This is a genomic window from Bradyrhizobium sp. CSS354, assembly GCF_029051725.1.
Taxonomy (GTDB): domain Bacteria; phylum Pseudomonadota; class Alphaproteobacteria; order Rhizobiales; family Xanthobacteraceae; genus Bradyrhizobium.
Window position 1 is genome coordinate 1 of the sequence record NZ_JAACFU010000033.1, and the last position, 18,033, is coordinate 18,033.

17 protein-coding genes are annotated in these 18,033 nt (G+C 59.3%); 7 read left to right on the forward strand and 10 right to left on the reverse strand.

The annotated features are described in order from the left end of the window. The 3 genes from GWG67_RS36590 to GWG67_RS36600 form a co-directional block, all read left to right on the forward strand. Window positions 1–554: hypothetical protein (locus tag GWG67_RS36590; RefSeq protein ID WP_275174534.1), on the forward strand; the 554-nt coding region annotated here is incomplete at its 5' end. 82 nt (window positions 555–636) lie between these two features. Beyond that, window positions 637–840, forward strand: a complete 204-nt coding sequence (locus GWG67_RS36595; RefSeq protein ID WP_275174535.1) for a hypothetical protein — start codon at window positions 637–639, stop codon at window positions 838–840. Window positions 841–981: 141 nt separating this feature from the next. After that, window positions 982–1,254: a hypothetical protein gene (locus tag GWG67_RS36600; protein WP_275174536.1), complete on the forward strand. Its 273-nt coding sequence runs from the start codon at window positions 982–984 to the stop codon at window positions 1,252–1,254. Between the two features lie 3,075 nt (window positions 1,255–4,329). On the opposite strand, the gene GWG67_RS36605 is transcribed toward GWG67_RS36600, so the two are convergent. The 3 genes from GWG67_RS36605 to GWG67_RS36615 are packed head-to-tail and all read right to left on the reverse strand — an operon-like array spanning window position 4,330 to window position 6,111. Continuing rightward, the gene (locus GWG67_RS36605; protein ID WP_275174537.1) at window positions 4,330–5,367 is read right to left on the reverse strand and encodes a DUF3618 domain-containing protein; all 1,038 of its coding nucleotides are present in this window, start codon (window positions 5,365–5,367) and stop codon (window positions 4,330–4,332) included. Beyond that, a complete protein-coding gene (locus GWG67_RS36610; protein ID WP_275174538.1) occupies window positions 5,345–5,770 on the reverse strand; it encodes a phage holin family protein in 426 nt (141 codons plus the stop codon). Before GWG67_RS36610 ends, GWG67_RS36605 begins: the two co-directional genes overlap by 23 nt. Then, window positions 5,767–6,111 (reverse strand): hypothetical protein, encoded by a 345-nt coding sequence (locus tag GWG67_RS36615; RefSeq protein WP_275174539.1) that lies wholly within the window; start codon window positions 6,109–6,111, stop codon window positions 5,767–5,769. Before GWG67_RS36615 ends, GWG67_RS36610 begins: the two co-directional genes overlap by 4 nt. A 381-nt stretch (window positions 6,112–6,492) precedes the next feature. Here GWG67_RS36615 and GWG67_RS36620 point away from each other — a divergent pair, with 381 nt between their 5' ends. Next, window positions 6,493–7,611 (forward strand): YihY/virulence factor BrkB family protein, encoded by a 1,119-nt coding sequence (locus GWG67_RS36620; protein ID WP_275174540.1) that lies wholly within the window; start codon window positions 6,493–6,495, stop codon window positions 7,609–7,611. Window positions 7,612–7,957: 346 nt separating this feature from the next. Here the strand turns inward: GWG67_RS36620 and GWG67_RS36625 are convergent, their stop codons facing one another. Continuing rightward, window positions 7,958–8,320: a hypothetical protein gene (locus GWG67_RS36625; RefSeq protein WP_275174541.1), complete on the reverse strand. Its 363-nt coding sequence runs from the start codon at window positions 8,318–8,320 to the stop codon at window positions 7,958–7,960. A gap of 26 nt (window positions 8,321–8,346) precedes the next feature. Further along, window positions 8,347–8,910, reverse strand: a complete 564-nt coding sequence (locus GWG67_RS36630) for a hypothetical protein (RefSeq protein WP_342761076.1) — start codon at window positions 8,908–8,910, stop codon at window positions 8,347–8,349. A 298-nt stretch (window positions 8,911–9,208) separates the two neighbouring features. On the opposite strand from GWG67_RS36630, the gene GWG67_RS36635 reads away from it, so the two are divergent. Further along, window positions 9,209–10,771 (forward strand): winged helix-turn-helix domain-containing protein, encoded by a 1,563-nt coding sequence (locus tag GWG67_RS36635; RefSeq protein WP_275174543.1) that lies wholly within the window; start codon window positions 9,209–9,211, stop codon window positions 10,769–10,771. A 321-nt stretch (window positions 10,772–11,092) separates the two neighbouring features. Here GWG67_RS36635 and GWG67_RS36640 read toward each other — a convergent pair whose 3' ends face one another. Beyond that, entirely contained in the window at window positions 11,093–11,392 is a 300-nt protein-coding gene (locus GWG67_RS36640; RefSeq protein ID WP_275174544.1) for a hypothetical protein, read from the reverse strand. A 373-nt stretch (window positions 11,393–11,765) separates the two neighbouring features. Here GWG67_RS36640 and GWG67_RS36645 point away from each other — a divergent pair, with 373 nt between their 5' ends. Then, complete coding sequence (locus GWG67_RS36645; RefSeq protein ID WP_275174570.1) at window positions 11,766–13,538, forward strand: adenylate/guanylate cyclase domain-containing protein; 1,773 nt, start codon at window positions 11,766–11,768, stop codon at window positions 13,536–13,538. Between the two features lie 68 nt (window positions 13,539–13,606). Here the strand turns inward: GWG67_RS36645 and GWG67_RS36650 are convergent, their stop codons facing one another. From GWG67_RS36650 to ligD, 3 genes are all read right to left on the reverse strand, one after another. Next, on the reverse strand, window positions 13,607–13,816 hold the full coding sequence (locus tag GWG67_RS36650; RefSeq protein WP_275174545.1) for a hypothetical protein: 210 nt from the start codon (window positions 13,814–13,816) through the stop codon (window positions 13,607–13,609). 57 nt (window positions 13,817–13,873) lie between these two features. Further along, entirely contained in the window at window positions 13,874–14,050 is a 177-nt protein-coding gene (locus tag GWG67_RS36655; protein ID WP_275174571.1) for a DUF3606 domain-containing protein, read from the reverse strand. A 519-nt stretch (window positions 14,051–14,569) separates the two neighbouring features. Further along, window positions 14,570–15,493, reverse strand: coding sequence for a non-homologous end-joining DNA ligase (gene ligD, locus GWG67_RS36660; protein ID WP_275174546.1), 924 nt, complete (start codon window positions 15,491–15,493; stop codon window positions 14,570–14,572). 314 nt (window positions 15,494–15,807) lie between these two features. On the opposite strand from ligD, the gene GWG67_RS36665 reads away from it, so the two are divergent. Then, the gene (locus tag GWG67_RS36665) at window positions 15,808–16,041 is read left to right on the forward strand and encodes a hypothetical protein (RefSeq protein WP_275174547.1); all 234 of its coding nucleotides are present in this window, start codon (window positions 15,808–15,810) and stop codon (window positions 16,039–16,041) included. A 51-nt stretch (window positions 16,042–16,092) separates the two neighbouring features. Here the strand turns inward: GWG67_RS36665 and GWG67_RS36670 are convergent, their stop codons facing one another. Further along, window positions 16,093–17,949 carry an acyltransferase family protein gene (locus GWG67_RS36670; RefSeq protein ID WP_275174548.1) on the reverse strand — a complete coding sequence of 619 codons (1,857 nt, stop codon included), beginning with the start codon at window positions 17,947–17,949 and terminating at the stop codon, window positions 16,093–16,095. Window positions 17,950–18,033 lie beyond the last annotated feature (84 nt).

An 18,033-nucleotide genomic window follows, 5' to 3' on the forward strand; every position in this document is an offset into this window, starting at 1 on the left:
CTCCCGCCCACCCTGAGGGAGTGACTGAGAAAGGGACAATTTTAGAAAAAGTCGGAACGGCCCCTCAAAGCTTGCCCGATAGTGTGCGGGTCAGGACTTGGGGACATGCGATGAAATACCTGCTCTGTGCCGCCACGGCGGCCTTTCTGTGCCAGCCAGCAAGCGCAAGCTCGTTGTGCGTCAAGGACCGAACGCCATTTGCATTGGCCTCCGACACTATGACCTGGAGCATGACCATTGCGCCCAGCCAGGACTGCATCCAGGGTCTCCGCTGGTCTTACATGCAGATTTATGACGTCTCGGTCGTGCAAGCTCCAAGCAAAGGACGGCTCGTTGTTGTCGGATCAGGCTTTCGGTATTTCGCTGGCGGCTCAGATGATCAGAACAGTGTCGACAAGTTCACGCTGCTGATTTCAGGGAAGAACCGGCACGAAGTCGGTTCTTCGACCCTGGAAGTCGAGGTCCACCCTACTGCAATGACCTCCGGCCACGCTGCAACTGATCTCTCTGCCGCGGCCGCTACGGCCGCCGAACTTAGCCCCGCAGGGAGTTAGCACGCAGCCCTGAGCGAGTGAACGGCCGCGGTTTGGCCGCACTTCGGTTTGACAAATGATGGCTTCCTACAGGAGGCGTCCCATGAAGATCATTTCTCAGGTAGCCGTCGCCGTTACACTGCTCATTCACACCGATGCGCTTGCCATGGTTCGCGATGCCTCAATCGATCATGATCTTGGTGGTGTAAGGGAGCAGTTCAAAGCAATGCTTCGATCGCACGAGGGTCAGGCGACCGATCGCGCGAATGCAGTTGCGGCCGTCCGCGACGCAGAGGTGCCTCGTTAAGCGCGTTGCCGCCTGCAGGAGGCTTGGCTAACCGCCGGGCGGCAGGCTCGAAGGGAGTGAACCGGGGCACCAGAAACCGTTGCTAGCAAGGTAATGCGGCCCTAAGCTCTGGGTAGATGCATAGAATTTGGGATAATTGCCATGCGAGCAATCTCGATCGTCGCTGTCGCCCTGATTTTACCTGCGTCCGTTCTGGCCCAGGAAAAAGAGAAGCCGTCTGAACCACCGCCGTGCTCATACTCATTGATGACAGGTCAGTATGTTGAGGTGCCAGTTGGCTCAACTGTTTGCCGCCGCGCCCCAGCACCGTACCAAGATTTGTACGGGCTCCTGCAATGCATTCCACCGCTGAATGAGGTCGAACAAGTAAAGCGCGGCGATCCACGCTGTGAAAAATACGAAGATCGGCCGTAGCGGGAGCCTCGCGGCGATACTCGCAATTTTCGACTGGCGGGGCTGCGACAGGCTACGCCATTCCATCTCCCGCCGCAGGCGTCAGCGCCTAAGGCACTCAAGGTAGTGGACGGTCCTTTATTCCTGGCGTGCAGGCGAACGAGCTGCGGAACTGCGGTTCCCCTTTGTTGAGATCTGCGTTCATTGAGCGCAGCCCGCCTTCACAAGACTGTCATGGCACATTTTTAGCATGGTACCGCGATGGGGGATCGGCGCGCCAGTTCCCCGCTCGGCCTGATGGCCAAGGCTCTGCGGGGAGTGAGCCGGCCCTTTTGGCCTGCCGTTGGTTCGACAGGCTGCTTGGAGGTTAGCGCAGGTCACCTTCCAAGTTTTTGCGTTGAAACAAATTTGAGAGCGACCGTTTTTTGCGCATTTCCATGGTTGGAGGGTTTTCCATGCGTATCCCGCCAATTCAAAATTCGTATGTTGCGGCATTGTTGAAACTCCACGAGCAGCGACTAGAAAGACTCCGCATCGATCCAGAGATCGCACGGGAATATGCAGAAATCCTTCGTCTGAGGAAAAGACTAAGACTGGCACTCGATCAGAAGAAGGCTGCGTCCGTACCGTTCAGCACACGAGTCTCGCGATCTCGCACCGAAAAGCGCTCCTGATACATCGATGCGCGCTCCTTAGGCCAGTAAACCAGCATCTTTGAGGGGGTGGACCGGACGATCATCACCGCCCGGGTCCACGTCGTTTCCGAAGATGGCCGACGACGTTCGCTTCTCTGATGTCGAGCCGCGGTTTGTGTGCGCCGGATGCGGCAACCGAGGGGCTCGGGTCAGTTCAGCAGCCGCAAGCCGCAGCCTCAAGCACTCGTTAGCCCAGTATATTTTTCCCGGGCGAGGCGCCGCCACCCACGTAATGCGCCATAACGCACTCGCGGCCCGACGCGTCCTTGTCCGGTAAGACGCGCCGGGCCTAACCATTCCCTGCTTTCCCCGTAAGGTTTGGCTGAGCCAGCATAGAGCGATTCTACAAGCGACTTATACGTCTACGTCTCTGTGCAGCGCTCCTCTCGCTTCGGAGCAAAAATCCCATGTCTCGGGCCACACGTTTGACGGACGCGATATACCTCCCAAGCTCGGTCGCGATCTCAGCCGCGGTCGAACCTCCGTTGATCATTTTGATCAGCGTCTGTACCTCGCCCCTGGTCCACTGCTTAGCTTGTGGTTTCGCACGCGCCAAGCTCCGGTTCGGGAGAATAACAGGATCGTTCGTTCTAGGAACATAGTGCACCCCAAGTGAATTTCGGTTCCGCAGAAATTATGTTTGCCAACGAGACAAAGCTGCGGCAGAATTTTGGGACCGGGGCTGGCTGCATAGTTCACTTGGTCTTTTTAACATTCGCTGTCCGTCGATTCAAGAGAACGGCAAGGGCTGCTGTAGCTATCTCTCTCAATCCTAGCTGCGAGGAGTCTTGTCTTCTCGGTTGAGCAGGCCAAGCCGTCGCTCCAGCTCTTGCTTTTTGGCCACGAGTCTCACGGCAAGAATGTCATTTACGACCGCGTGGAGTTGCCACAGCTCTTCAACCGACATGCTCTCAAACGGCTTCCGTTCCATGAATCCCCCGACTCACGTGTTCCCACAGCTTGGGCTTACAAGCGGGAGCCGGCAACTCTTTGTCGGTTGAGCGCGGAAGGTTATCTACTGTGACGGCGTGGGCGCGATTTTTCGGCTCGCGCGCGTTCCGACCTACTAGGAATCGACAATTTGCGAGGTAGTAACAATGCCGCTTTCATGTCGGCATGCGCAGCCGTCGATACACCAAATGGGCCGGCCATTATAGCTCTGGTCCAGGTTGTCACGCCCACGGACGTCATCAGCTGATTTGCTTAAGAACCACCCCTTCATGGGGTGGCACGCTCTTTGCCAATTGGACCTCCCAGAGCATGGAGGCGTGCATCGATGGGACAGCGACAGCGGATCTTACGACGCCCGAAGCCCAGTTTGACACATATCGCCCGCGAGCTAGTGAAATTGCTGGACGCGATCGATGAGCTCGATGAGTTGAGAGAAAGGGTCCGACTCGCAGAGGCCAGTCGGGTCTTGCACTAGGGGCCTCGCCGCTTCCGGAAAGGGATCACCCGACCCCCGCTCGGCGGGCGCGATCGTGGCTCGTCCGCAGCGTCGGGCGAAATGCCGGCCAGCCCCAGGACGAAGCTCGAGGCGCCGGTCTTGCACCATATCGTTCGCACTGCTCACGAGGTCGACTTTCGTGGCGCGGGCCTTAGCGGCGTGGATACTGAGGTTGCGGGCCGTCTTGTCGTGCAGGAGCTTGGCGATCTGCGGCCTGCCAAGCTCGCGCGACAGATGCTCCCGGCAGCCGATCCATTGACGATTAGCGCCCCGCCTGCGCCAACTGGCGTGGCCTGTCCGCGAAGCCATTTTCCTTTATCGGCGAAATCTTCGCGAAACAAAGTGGGCCGAAGGTACTACTAGCGAGGGACTCCAATGATAGCGTTTCAAGCGATTGCAGGTGGCGGCATTCTCTTTTCGATGTGCGCGGGTGATCTGGGCGCGGACGCGGTCCTCGCCATTCTGGGTTGTCTGTCCTAGTCCAAAAGGTCAGCGCTATGGACGGGCCGAAAGGCTGCGCCCTAAGCACGTAAACGCGATCGAGCGCGCCTGAATGGGACGCGAGATCAGAACCAGCTGCGGTTATTTTGGAAGCACGCCTGTTTGGTGCGGTCCCAGATGAAATCCCCGCCGCCGCAGGGTGGACGGGGGCGAGAGGTCGCCGGGCATTCGTTCCGAACCTTGGCTCCCGTGCCCCAGCCGTCAACGACACATGCGCCACCGCTTGTCCTATGACAGCCTTCGCCACAGCCACCCGCCGCGCGTGCCCCACTAGCAGCACCAGCGAGAACCGTGGTCGCGAGGAGCATTCCTGCCGTGCCGCTTAGCTACGATCTGCGCGCCAAGAAGTCGCTGGCGCGCGAGCCTCTCGATGGCTGCGCTCCCCCGTTCGAAGCTGTTGATCGAGCATTTTGCAACCATCAGGCCATGCGCAAACCCCCTTCGGACCACTCCTTAGATCGGGGAGCGGCCAACATTTGGTGACGTCTCGCGCGGCTCCTCCGCCACGAGCGGCGTATCAATGTGGCCTGGTGTAGGAGGTTGGTCTGGCACCAAAGACACTCGATCACTTCCCGCTGCGTCTCCGTCGGTCACGCTTACACCAGCTCTCTCAGTTGTCCGTCCGCCATGCTCTTTTCTATCGCCGTCGCCCTCGCCGGCTTTCTTGACCTCCTCGTATTGCTGCGAAGCGAGATCCTTGGCTTCTTCCTTGATGTGATCGCTGGTATCACCCATCAAGCGGTTTTCGACTTCAGTCGAAGGAGCCAGTGCGCCGAGCACCACGCCTATCGCGACTCCAATGGCTGTGGTTAATAGCGGCTGCTCTCGACAGAACTGAACTAGAGAGTTGCCCGCCTCGATCGTCCGGCGGCCGGCAGCCGCTGTTGAGTTGGAAATTGAGGCCGCGGCTTGACGCCCGGTACCAGTAATCCCCTCATACGTCTCTGAGACGGCATGCTGCGCCGAGGTGGAAAGGGATCCAAGCCTGCCCTGCGCATCCTTTGCCGCGTCGCGAACAGATTCCGTCCAGGCGCCGTCTCCCCGTTTTTGTGTCTTTGCTTCGCCTTCAGGTCGCTCTGGAGCCGAGCCCGGTGAAGCCCTATCCGACGACCCCGAAGACATCTTGTTCGCCCATTCAGATCCTATCTCGCCGGCCCGTTCGGCTGTAGACCGCACGCTCTCGGCAACGGCACCAGCAGCGTCCCCGATCCGGTCTGAGGCGCGATCCACGATTCCTTGCCCTGAGCCGCTGCGAGACGCGAGCATCAGCCAAGCGAGACTTACACCCATGATCGCGACAGGAAGAGGATTCTTCACTGTTTGGTTCTTCAGGTTGCGTGCAAACTCAGCCGGCGCGCCGTCGTTAAGCCGGTCGGTTAGCTGATCGAGCAGTTGCCCCGGAGTCATCCGGCTGCGCAGCTCATCCAGGGTTTTGGAGAGGCTGGTGCGCGCCTCTTCTGTTTCTCGTTCAAGCTGCTCGGCGTAGGTCATGATCTGGGCTCATCTGCTGTTTGGCCACGGAAGCATCCATCTGAAGCTGGTGGACGGTCCTCTTCGGCATGAAGTTTTCGGCTTTGAGACGGCTGCTCCCGATCCATGCCAGGACCACGCCGACGATCAGTGTGGCGCCGCCGACGATGAGGGCAGACCAGTAGGAAGCAAGCCCGTAACCCTGTATGAGTGCGGCAACGCCGGCCTGGAGCAGAATGACGAGTGCGGGGATGAGGAGCACCGCCGCTCCCACGATCATGCCAAGGCCTCGGCCGACCGCCGCCATGTTCTCAGATACCTCCGCGCGAGCGAGCTGCGTCTCCTTTCGCATCAAAGTTGCAAGCTGCGAAAACAGGTCGCTAACGATATCGGGTACCGAGCGGGAGTTGCTAGGAACACTCATTGACTTGCCTCGTGAGATTTGCTGGCTGAGCTCTTTAGAAACCGCGAGGCGGCGAAACCAGCAGCGACCGCCGCGCCGAACAGCACCAGCGGCTCCTTGCGCCCGAGGTCGGTGTACTTGGTTACGAGATCGCCCAGACCTTGGTTGCGCAACGTCTCGGCTCCTTGTTCAAGCCGGGAAGCCGCCGCGTGCACGAACTCAGCGGCTTTCGGCATCTGCTCTTCAAGTTCACTGGCCGCCTTGTGGACAGCTTTGGCCATTTGCTCGGCCTGGTCTGCACCCAATTGTCTCGGCCGTTCGGCGATGTTCTCGGCCTTATCGATGGCGTCTGCTGCTTGCATTTATGGACTCCTTCGATCGGAGCGCGACCGATCAGGTACACCTCTAAGCTGCCCGCGCCTTCCAACATTGCTCGTAAGGCGCCGTTCCTAGAGAAACGGGAAAAACATCTAATCCTATTGGCGAGACCCAACTCGCCCACGCGGGGTGCGGTCAGAAGCGCGCCCACGAAGATGCGGCAGGCAGCGGCTTTTCGCCCGCGGTGGCAGCAGCGCGGGCGCGCAAGAGCGAAGGTACCGCACAGGCGCCTCGTTCGCGCCTTGTTGGACGCGATGGTCTTCGCTTGCAATGACCGCGACCGGCCTTGCGTTCGCGCCTAGCGGTGCAGGAACGATCCTCGTCAGAGCAAAGTTGTCCCGGCTCTTCAAGAGGACGACCAAGGCATGACCAAATACAGCAACGTTTCCGAGCGGCAATCGATTAGCTGGTCATTCGCCTCGACGTTGGCACTGCTCGGCATTGCGCTCGTCTCGGAACGCTTGCTGGTCCCGCGCCACGGCCGGGAGGAGAGCCCATCGAGTGTTCCCCTCTCGCGAATTGGAGCAGAGGGGATCGACCACGACAGAGGCCATCAGGCTACAACCCCTTCAGAGATCCCCCTGCGTGGATGGAAGGACATCCTTTCGCGAGTCTACGCGAATATCTCCAAACACCGCATTCTGGCGCTGGCGGCCGGCATGACCTACTACTCCATCCTCGCCATTTTCCCCGCCATTGCAGCCTTAGTCGCGGTGTACGGTCTCTTCGCTGATCCCACGAGCATAACCCGGCACCTCGATCAGCTGGGCGGATTTCTGCCCAGCGGAGCGGTTGATATCGCTCGCGAGCAACTCACCAGAGTCTCGTCCAAGGGCTCGCAGACGCTCGGCATCACTTTCGCCATCGGCCTTGGTACTTCGCTTTGGAGTGCGAACGCAGCCATGAAGTCTCTGTTCGACACTTTGAACATCGTCCATGGCGAGGAGGAAAAACGTGGTTTCTTCAAGCTCAATGTCGTCTCACTAGGTTTTACCCTTGGTGGCATCGCCTTCGTCATCGTCGCTCTTGGATCAATTGTCGCAGTTCCGGTTTTCCTGAGTTATGTCGGCCTGTCCGGCGCAGGCGACCTTCTGATCCGGATCGGACGATGGCCAGCAATGTTTCTCATCCTGACCCTCGCGCTCGCGGTAATCTATCGCTATGGGCCGAGCCGTGAGACTGCCCGCTGGCGGTGGGTCACCTGGGGAAGCGCCATCGCGGCTCTGCTCTGGATCGCGGTTTCCGGAGCGTTCTCCTGGTACGCGGCGAACTTCGGAAAATTCAATGAAACGTACGGCTCACTTGGCGCCATCATCGGGTTCATGACTTGGCTGTGGATCTCTGCCATCGTCGTCCTGCTCGGTGCGGAGATCGATGCAGAGATGGAGCATCAAACCGCTCGCGACACGACGGCGGGCGGTGAAAAGCCGATGGGGCAACGTGGGGCTCGGGTAGCCGACACGCTCGGCTCCTCTCCACACTGAAGTCCCACCCGATAACCGGCGGTCGCGGCCAATGTGTGAGGGGCGGCCGTAAGCTGCGCGTCGCTAAGACACAAACCGATGCGGTGCGATGTGTCAAACGCTCATGTTTCCGCTTCGGGTCATCGGCGTCCGTTTGGCGCTCCGGTGCGAACTTCCGGTCTACCCCTGTGATATGATATAAAGCTGCACCACGCCGACGGAAGCGATGGGCCATTTCCGGACTCATGAACCGAAACAATAAAGAGACGAAGCTTCTGGTTTTAACGAAACTGAGCAACCGCTCAATGGTTGACCTGACCAAGGACCTTGGATCATGCGCGGGGTACATTAGACGATGCTCGACGTATCAGGTCATGCTGCCCGGGATGAAACAGCGGACACGAGGATGTCCATCGATGTAGTGCTTCCAGACCATCGTCCGTCCGGCGAGATTGGGTTGCTTGATGAGAGCGCCATCTGGCACGAGCACCCATTCGTCGTCGATGCGAACGCGATATTGTCCGTGATCAGACTTCCAATTCGGTTCGGAGACGACGTAGGCGTCGGAATCCTCACAGCACTTCCCGAATTCGCCTTCCAGGCTCTCGAACCATGGCTTCAGCGGAGAATTCGCGTAGCGCCCGTCATCTCGCGCAAGTGTCGCGGTCGGCAACAGCAGCAGTAGACAGATTGGAACCGACATGAACTTCATCGCTCTGATCGCCAGCATTTTGTCACCTCGACCATCTCGGAAAGTCAGTTTCGACTCAGCGCCGCCGGCGTCATAGGCAAGGAGCGCAGGAACACGAATCGGGAGGTCGTTGGTATTTCCGCGTCGGCGCGACCATCCTGGCCGATGAGAATGAGGCCCGCTCCCCCATTTGCCACGGTCAGGATGACCTCTTCACCAGTCCATGTTCGGATCGGGTTCATCCCGATGACGAGAAACTCGCCTACGGGCTGGTCCAGATATTGAATTCTAAGCTGCGGAGCGATTTCGGGCGGGGCTCGCCCGAAGCCTAGTTGCTGCGCGAGTTCGTAGATTTTCCGCAACGGCACCGTCTCACTCTTGAAGCCCAGGTCGGCCGCAGTGACTGTCAGAAGTGTTACCGCCGTTCTGGTGCCGCTGAGGGTAAACGCAGGTCGAGCAAGAGCCTCCGCGGCCGAGTTACCGACGCCGCAACCAATCGCACTCAGCGCGGTGAGGAGAGCAAACGTATCCGGGAATGTGCCGATGCTGATCGTCTTCCATTCGGCAACATCCGAAACGGACGTGACTGGACCCATGCGTGTCGGAACAACGGGCGTTGCCTTGAGCACCAACTGCCTCTGCAACACATCACGCGCCGAGCATTGAGCGTGAGCGCGGTTCGCAGAGGCGAGAACGCATACGACCCAGACCAGGAGCCTCGCTGCAGCGGCCGCCCCCGTCAGCGCAACCTTCCGCCTCATGATATCCTCCCTCGTGACGCGAGATCGGCAAGCAGTTCATACTGTTCAGCCGCGCACGAGGATGCACGGAGATCATGGGAACCGCTTTACAAGCGGCTTTCATTCTTCTTACCGTCTGCTTACATCGCAGCTCCGCGGGGTGCGATCGTACCGCAGGAGGACGCACTTGCTTTACTCCTTTTCGGATTTCACGCTGGATACGGACCGGCGGGAACTGGGGCATGGAGCCGAGACGATCTCCGTTACTCCGCAGGTATTCGACCTGCTGAACTATTTGATCCGAAATCGTGAGCGCGTCGTCAGCAAAGACGACCTCATCAACTCCGTTTGGAACGGACGTATCGTTTCGGATGCCGCGCTGACGACCCGCGTGAACGCGGCTCGGACCGCAATCGGCGACACGGGCGACAAGCAGCGCCTAATAAAAACATTCCCGCGCAAAGGTTTCCGCTTCGTAGGTACAGTGCGGGAAACACAGAGGCTCGCAAGTGAGACGGGTAGCTCAGTCGAGCGAGCCGGCGACACGCCGCCCCGCCTATCCATCGTAGTGCTACCCTTCGCTAACCTGAGCGGTGATCGTGAGCAGGACTATTTCGTGGATGGTGTAACCGAGAGTTTGACCACGGACTTGTCGCGCATCGCTGGTTCATTTGTAATCGCACGGAACAGCGCCGTTTCATACAGGGCCAGAGCAGTCGATGTACGGCAAGTGGGCCGCGAATTAAACGTTCGCTACGTGCTCGAGGGCTCAGTGCAATGCAGCGGCAGTCGGCTTCGGATGAACGTGCAGTTGATCGATGCTGAGAGCGGCCGGCATCTTTGGGCCGAGCGCTTCGAGAAGCCTGTCGTCGACTTGTTCGACATGCAGGACGAAATCATAGCGAGGCTCGCCAATACGTTAGGTGCCCAGCTCATCAAGGCTGAGGCGCGACGAGCCGAGCGTACGGTGCATCCCGATGCGATGGACCTGTACTTCCAAGGCCGGGCCTGGTTGATGAAGGGGTTTAGCCTTGAATGCGTGACGCAAGCGCGAAGCTTCTTCGAACGCTCTCTAGAGTTCGACCCCGGCAACGTCGAAGCAATGATTGGCCTGGCAAGTGTTGATACGGCAGTTGCGACCAGCTTTACGACCGATGACGGGCCTGCGCGGCTTGCAGCGGCCGAGGCGATGGCGAATAGGGCATTGTCCATCAGACCAAACCGTACTTCGGCCCACTTGGCCCTGGGTTACGTCCAGATCTTTACGAACCGGGCCGCCCAAGGTATCCGCGAATTCGAGCATGCGTTGGCGCTGGATTCGAATAGGGCCAACGCTCATGCTGCCCTTGGCCTCGCCAAGTTCTGCATGGGTCGGGCTGCCGAGACCGAAGGCCATATACGCGAGGCTTTACGTCTCTCCCCTCGCGACTTTGAAGCCTACCAGTGGACGTGTTATGTGGGTGTGGCCAAGCTACAGCTTGGTTCGGACGTCGAAGCCGTCAGTTGGCTGCGACGAAGCACCGAGGCGAACCGCAACTTTCCTCTCGCTCATTTGTCGCTCGCCGCTGCGTTGGGCTTGACCGGCGCGCTCGATGAGGCGCGAAATGCTGCAATAACGGGACTTGCGCTCAACTCGGGTTTCACCATCCGTCGCTTTCTTGCTGCTCAACAAAGCGACAATCCGATTTACCTTGCTGGGGTCGAGCGCGCGTGTGAAGGCTTTCGCCTCGCTGGCGTGCCGGAAAGGTGATGGACGTTTCCGGTTAAAAACCGACTTCAGCGCGTTCCTGAGCTATGTCGGTTTTGGGTCCACAAGCGGCGGTACGCTGCCAGCTGGATCGTTGTCCGGTTTGCCTTTGAGAGCCGACATGACACGCGCTCAATGGACCTCCAGCAATCCGCTATTTGGTAGGCCGTTGACATCTCCAAGCGCGGCCCCGGCCCGCGCCCCGAACGAAGAAACCCGCTTAGGATGGTCGCGGGTTTTAGTTCTTGTGGCGCTGGCGTCACGAGCGACTGCTATTGTGCTTCGAAAGCTTGAAACGCCTGTCCTCCAAGCGGTCTCGCTTCCCTATTTCTTCGGCGCGGAGCCGTCCTTTAGGGAAGCATTGTAGTCGGCCTGCGAACTGTTGATGTTTGATTGATCGTTGGGTGTACTGCTTCCAGTTGTCGTTCCTGCCGTGCTGGTTGTCTCCCCGGGAGCATGAGAAGCCGAGCCAGGCTTGTCCTGATTGGCGACATAGCCAGATTCGCCGGAGTTACGGGTTTTTATGCCTTTGTCGCGCCCGTTTGCTGCGCGGCAGCGGGTACCGAAATGAGTGGCAACGCGGCAACAAATGCCAAGGAAAGCTTTCGCATGGCTGTTCTCCATCTAAACCCTGCCACTGCATCAACGTGCGCATCGCCGAACCTTTCCGCAAAACTGCTGAAAACTTGGACTGCAACGTTGACACGTTCAAACAGGGGACGACATGTCGCGTTAGCGTGCGGTACTCTTGGGCGATGTAACCGCCCTCAGTTTTTCACCGTGTCCTCGTGGGGATTCCGGGTAGACAGCCAGAAGGTTCTACTTAGCGCCGTTTCGGCTGATGCCAGCGCACTCCCGGTCTACCCTGATAACCAGACGCACTTTGTGAAGGGCGAGAAGTCGACATACCGAACCGCGCCCCTCATCACCGAATCCCTTGGCACCTAGAGCTAAATGCGTAGACTGGGTCCGACCGAGCCAGGAGGGAGATTTGGCGATGGAGCGGCCAAATCGAAGGCTGACAACGATCCTCGCGGCCGATGCAGTCGGCTACAGTCGGCTGGTGGCAGCTGACGAGGAAGGCACGCTCGAGCGCCTCCGGGCCGTCCGCAAGAACCTGATCGATCCTGTGATCGCGACCCATCGCGGGCGCATAGTCAAAACGACTGGAGATGGCCTGCTGGCCGAGTTCGCCTCGGTTGTGGATGCAGTTCGTTCGGCGATCGAGATGCAAGGGGCCATGATCGAGAGCAATTCTGGCCTCGCACAGGATAAGCGCATCGAGTTTCGCATCGGCATCAATCTCGGAGACGTGGTCGTAGAAGACGATGGCGACCTTATGGGCGATGGCGTCAATGTAGCGGCAAGGTTAGAGGGTTTTGCTGAGCCCGGTGGCATTTGCCTGTCTAGTGCGGCCTATCACCAAGTGCGTGGCAAAATTGATATGGCCGCGCAAGATCTAGGTGAGCAGAACCTGAAGAACCTTGCCGAGCCGGTACGGGTCTACGCGCTGTCACCTCGAATTGCTGCAGCGGCGGCGCCGCACCCTGTCACACCGCGGCTTTCCATCGTTGTCCTGCCTTTCGTCAATCTCGGCGGCAGGAGCGAGGAGGACTATTTTGTCGATAGCGTGACCGAAAGCCTGACAACTGACCTGTCGCGCATTCCTGGCGCCTTCGTCATCGCACGCAACACAGCCTTCACCTTCAAAAACAAGCCGGCGGACGCGCGCGTGATCGGGCGCGAACTCGGAGTGCGTTACGTGATGGAAGGCAGCGTGCAAGGTGGCGGTGACCGCATTCGGGTGAACGCGCAGCTTATTGATACGGGAACCGGTGCTCACCTGTGGGCCGAGCGTTTCGATAAGCCGCGCGCCGACATCTTCGACATGCAAGACGAGATCACCACGCGCCTCGCCCGGACCGTCGGTATCGAGCTCGTTGCCGCAGAGGGCCGTCGCGCGGAGCGCGAACGACCGAACAATATGGATGCCGTGGACCTCGCCATGCGGGGATGGGCAATCCTCAACCAACCCCTGTCGCTGCGCCGCGACCGCGCGGCATGTGACCTGTTCGATGCGGCGCTCCGGTTAGACGCTAGCAACGTCGAGGCGCTGGTTGGTCTCGCCTTCTATCATGGCAACGAGCTTCGCACCTTCGCCTCGACCAATCGGGACGAACAGCTACGCATCGCCGAAGTGGCCATCAGCGAGGCACTGAGGCTTGCTCCAGGCAATGCCTTGGCCCATTTCGTTCACGCCAATCTCCTCCATGTCTCGGGCGCGACGGAACCCGCGCTGCGCGAACTTGAGTTCGCTATTGCCATGGATCCTAATCTGGCTTGGGCCCATGCTGATGCAGGCTTTCTGAAAGTACTGCTGGGTCGTGCTGAAGAAGCAGAAGCCGACCTCACAAATGCGATCCGGCTAAGCCCGCGCGACCCCGGGCTAGATCGCTGGTACGCCCTGCTCGGTATCGCCGACCTGTTCCTCGGTCGGCTGGACTCGGCCATGGACCGGCTGCGCAAGTCTGTCGGAATGAATCCAAACGTTGCCATGCCTTATTTCTTCCTCGCGACGTCATTGGCGCTCAACGGTCGCACCGCGGAGGCACGGGAGGCGCGGAACGCCGGCCTCCGGCTTGACCCGAACTTTACCATCGCCAGATTTCGCAATGAACGGCGCAGTGAAAACCCGACCTTTCTGAACCAGCGGGAGCGGATCTATGAGGGGCTAAGCTTGGCCGGAGTTCCGGAAGACAAGTTGAGTTGAAGCAAGGGCAAATGGCCTCTTGGACGATGCTGTTCCAGTTTGTCCGCGTCGTGGGCCGATGAAGCGGCTCAATGGCAGGGCTTCTTCACGCCTGCGTCTTCGATGATATGGCTGACATCCGGCTCTTCAATTCCCGCATCTATGTCCAGCGACCTGTTGCAGGCGCACGGATCACCGGCACCACACTGGCAGCCAAGCTCTTCGCTCCAGGCCCGGTCCGGGTGGTTCTCGCAGACGAAGCCTAAGCCGAAGCAGATGGGGCAGTTGGGATTGGTCATGGCATGAAAAAGCGCGCGGCCTTGCTCCAAAGATCGCAAGCATACCGCGCGCCTCCGTTACGCCGCCAATTCTTTGCGAACAGCAGCCGCCGAATTGCCTACCTTGTCGACGGCCTTCTGCAGTTCGTCCCTGGAGACACCAAGCTCCTTGGTCCAATACTTGACCTCGAAGTCTTCGTGCATGTTGATCTTGCTACGGTCGCGCTGGTCCCGTTTGGTGAGATTGTCGCTCATGTTCCTCCTCCATCGCCTGACAAGCCGCTCATCGTCAAGAACGGCCAGCAGGTCATTGATCGTCTTCTCGCTGTCCCTCGGCCCAGGCTCGATATATCGAGCCAGGATGGCTTGGGCTTTTTTTACCGCTTGGGTTACGCGATCCGGCATGCCGGTACTCCACTCACTGGCAAGGAGCGCCCGTAAGAAGGCTGTGTTCCCAAAAAGGGAGGCCTCCGGGAGGGCGGAGGCCGAGTCTGGGGAGGTTGCATATAGTTGGAAAACTTGACCTGCTGCGCCCCGTTCCTACAGTTTCGCATGAAGCTGGGGGCTCCGCGCTGATCGCTTAATCTGCGTTATAGGTTTGCTTGAGCAGGAGCCCTGCTCTCGTCCCGGTAGGGAGGGTCCTGCCCTTGGCGAGCGCGAGCGGCATCAATAGAGCCCGTCTGTTGGATGTTGGCGCTTCAACGCCACCGCATCTGCATCGCTCACGCGGAGGCATCACCAGCCCGCATGCAGAGGGCGCCAAATGTACATGAGTTATTTCTTGGACAAACCTTTGAACGAGCTGGCCCGCAGCAAGCCTTCAGAGGTGATGTCCCGGTATTCGATGTCGGCGTAGAACTTTGGCTCGACCCATGTCGCCTTCGGTTTCTTGACCGGCTTCGTGAGCTTTTGCTTCGGGCTGACGACCGTATCGAGAGCCTTGCGGATCTCCGCCGATTTCGTCCGGCTCCAGCCCGTCCCGACCTTCCCCATGTAGCGCAGTTCCTTCCCTTCCTGCTTGCCGAGGTAGAGCGCGGCGACGCCGGACGGGTCCTTGACGAAACCAACGACGGGGAATTTCTCGCGCTGGACGGTCTTGATCTTCTGCCAGGCCTCGACCCGATCCGACCGGTACGGCGCGTCAACCCGCTTGGAGACGATACCCTCGTAGTTCAACTTGCTCGCCGCCTCGAACAGCACCTGCCCGTCACCTTCATGGTGCTCACTGTAGAAGATGGGGGCTTCCAGCCCGTTCTCGTCTATCAGCTGCTTCAGCAGCTCCTTGCGGGCAAGCTGAGCCATTCTGCGAAGGTCCTTGCCGTCCAGCCACAGGAGATCGAAGGCGAAGTACTGCAGGCGGTCCTGGTCGCCCCTGCCAAGGTCTGCCTGGAGTTCGGAGAAGTTGGTTCGCTCTTCATGGATGACGACCACCTCGCCGTCGACGATCGCCTGACCCGGGATATCGAAGGCGCCGGCAATGACCGAGAAACGGTTGACCCAGTTGTGGCCGTTACGGGTAAAGGCCTTCCGGTCGTCGCCGTCGATGTGAAGCTGGATGCGGTAGCCGTCGTATTTGACTTCGTGAATCCACTGAGCCCCCGAAGGCGCTTTCATCTTCAAGGTCGCCAGCTGGGGGCTGATAAAGCCCGGCATGGCAGCTTGCGGCTTCTTGGCCGGTGCCCGGATACGCTTTGCCACTAACGCAACTCACAAAAAGCCCGCCGCCGGTGTTGGGGAGCCGACGACGGGGCAGTCTACCTACTCTCCAACCGCGGAGCCGAAGCAGCGTTCCCGGGCGTTCTCTCATACAACCGCAATCGCGATTCCAGGTTGTATTTTCAACGTCAACGAGAACGGCAGCCGAACAGGAAGCGAACGCGGTGTGATAATTCCTTCTCAGTACCGCCGCACGCTGCGGCGCGCCCGGGCCGGCGGGAGATCAGTACCGACAACACAGGTCGGCTTGGCGGGAGTTTGCTTGCACCAATGATTGGCCGCTGAGATGATGCGGAATGTCAAAAGCTATGGAGTTGATTGTCGCAGGTTATGTGAGGGGCAAGGATCGACGCGCTCTGGCAGAATTGCTCGCGCATCGGCGCAAGATGCTGGGCGAGCTGCAGGCCATCTCGGGTATCGACCCGGTGAACGCCATTCGAGCCGTTCAGGACGAACTTGTTATCATCGAAGCCGGCCTGGAAGAGCTTAAGCCGCCGCCCGGATCATTGCCCGAGAACGAGTGGAACTAGGCAGCCGGCTCCGAGCACGACATAGTTCAACGACGGCGAATTTGCTGCCGGCTAGCGAGTTAAAGCTTGGCCGGAAAAGATATATGGGCCGATTGCGTCGAGCACCAATTTTGCCCCGCTTGATGTCAGATGAATTGTATCGCTTGCAACCACCTCTCCATTTGGCGTGCGCACCAGGCACTCCTGACGCTGATTGCAAAGCACGTTCCTCTCGGACACATACTCCACGCCCGCCGATTTGCTGAACCGAGCCATCAGGTCGTCCTCCGCCGGACCGGACACGCCGGATCCCAGTCGGTCCGGCAATTCGTGCGCGAAACGATAATGGTTGACGATGGCGAGCGGGAGGGTGCGCTTCCAGACAGGCGGCGGCCCAATAATGATCACCCGGGAGGCGCCGGCTTTGCGCAAGCTAGCGATGGTGCCGCCGAGCTTGTCCAGGTCGTTATCAAATCCCCACATCGCGTGCAGCACCACGATATCGGGGTGAGATACCTTGATGAGGCCAAAAGCCGCCTCGTTGCTTTGCTTGCAGGACGCATTGGGTCCGGCCTCAAGAATCGGCGCGCAACCGGGCGCACTGAGACGCGCTACGCGGAACGAGGCCGATCTGGCCGCATCGGCTATAGCCGGAAAGAGCGCTGCAGCATTTGAATCCCCCCACAACAGAAGCAAAGGTCCGTCACCTTGCTCGATGCAGCTCATATCAAAGCTGCTGCCCGGCGCCTCGAGGAAGCAGTGATCTTTGAATGCAGGATTGTTGTCAGTGCTGACTGCCGCGATCGCCTGCAGTTCCTCTGGAAATCGCGAGACGAAGCCGGCAAAGAGGGTCGTTGCGACGCCGATCACCCCGACCAACGCTAGAGTCATCGACAGTGCCGGCACGACATTGCGCCCGCGACGAGCCGGCCATTCGACGAAGCGATATGTCAGAATCGAGAGCACGATCGCGGCGACCACCGCGGCCCATATTTCGAGGAAATTCGGCACCCCATGCCGAACGATGCCGAGGTAGGTCAGGAGCGGCCAATGCCAGAGATAGAGCGGATAGCTGATGAGGCCAAGCAGCACGGCCGGCCTGCTCGACAACAGCAGTCGGTTGACAGCGGCATTCGGCGTCGCGATCACGACCGCGGCGCCGAGCACGGGGAGCAGCGCCAGCGCCCCCGGAAAGGGCATCGATTTATCAAACAACAGCGCGGAGGCCAGGATTGCGCCAACGCCGGCCGCGCCCAGGAGGTTGCTACTATCTTTCCTCACGAGATTGGCCTCAGCCACGAGCCCTCCGATCAACAGCTCCCAGGCTCGCGGAACGGGGGCATAGAAGGCCCAATCCGGATTGGTCCACGCCAACACTAATCCGGCTGCCAACGAGACTCCGATCAATCCGACGATGATCTGCCGACGATGTGGCGAATGCACCATCAGACCGAGAGCCAACGGCCAAAAGATATAGAATTGCTCTTCGACACCGAGCGACCAGAGATGGAGAAGCGGATTTACGGCAGCGAGCGGCGCAAAGTACCCGGCCTGCCCGAGCTGGAACAGATTCGAAGCGAAGAGAACGCTGGCCGCAATGTTCTGTCCGAGCAGACGTAACTCTGACGGGAGCAGAATGGCCCATCCGAGCGCATAAGTGGCCAAGAGGACGGTAATCAGCGCCGGAAAAATGCGTTTGATTCGTCGCCCGTAGAATGTCGAGAGCGAGAAGCCGTCGGGCGCCAGCAATATCCGGGTGATTAGAAAGCCCGAGATGACGAAGAAGATGTCAACACCGACGAAGCCGCCGGACAACATCCAGGGGTGTGCGTGATAGCCGACCACCAGCAGGATCGAAACAGCGCGAAGCCCGTCAATATCCGGCCGATAATTTTCCGATGGTTTCATGGACGTTGCAGGATGCGGCATCCGTTCTTCAACGGCCTGTGGATTTGTGACCGCCTACAAGCTGCACGCGCCTGGAGATCGCAATTGCGGTTGATTTAACCTGAG

Bases quoted from the DNA above. Each gene is read 5' to 3' on its own strand.
- GWG67_RS36620 (WP_275174540.1), top strand. From the start codon at position 6,493: ATGACCAAATACAGCAACGTTTCCGAGCGGCAATCGATTAGCTGGTCA.
- GWG67_RS36645 (WP_275174570.1), top strand. From the start codon at position 11,766: ATGGAGCGGCCAAATCGAAGGCTGACAACGATCCTCGCGGCCGATGCA.
- GWG67_RS36605 (WP_275174537.1), bottom strand. From the start codon at position 5,367: ATGACCTACGCCGAGCAGCTTGAACGAGAAACAGAAGAGGCGCGCACC.
- GWG67_RS36610 (WP_275174538.1), bottom strand. From the start codon at position 5,770: ATGAGTGTTCCTAGCAACTCCCGCTCGGTACCCGATATCGTTAGCGAC.
- GWG67_RS36600 (WP_275174536.1), top strand. From the start codon at position 982: ATGCGAGCAATCTCGATCGTCGCTGTCGCCCTGATTTTACCTGCGTCC.
- GWG67_RS36640 (WP_275174544.1), bottom strand. From the start codon at position 11,392: ATGGAGAACAGCCATGCGAAAGCTTTCCTTGGCATTTGTTGCCGCGTT.
- GWG67_RS36595 (WP_275174535.1), top strand. From the start codon at position 637: ATGAAGATCATTTCTCAGGTAGCCGTCGCCGTTACACTGCTCATTCAC.
- GWG67_RS36655 (WP_275174571.1), bottom strand. From the start codon at position 14,050: ATGAGCGACAATCTCACCAAACGGGACCAGCGCGACCGTAGCAAGATC.
- GWG67_RS36665 (WP_275174547.1), top strand. From the start codon at position 15,808: ATGTCAAAAGCTATGGAGTTGATTGTCGCAGGTTATGTGAGGGGCAAG.
- GWG67_RS36650 (WP_275174545.1), bottom strand. From the start codon at position 13,816: ATGACCAATCCCAACTGCCCCATCTGCTTCGGCTTAGGCTTCGTCTGC.
- GWG67_RS36625 (WP_275174541.1), bottom strand. From the start codon at position 8,320: ATGCTGGCGATCAGAGCGATGAAGTTCATGTCGGTTCCAATCTGTCTA.
- GWG67_RS36615 (WP_275174539.1), bottom strand. From the start codon at position 6,111: ATGCAAGCAGCAGACGCCATCGATAAGGCCGAGAACATCGCCGAACGG.
- GWG67_RS36670 (WP_275174548.1), bottom strand. From the start codon at position 17,949: ATGCCGCATCCTGCAACGTCCATGAAACCATCGGAAAATTATCGGCCG.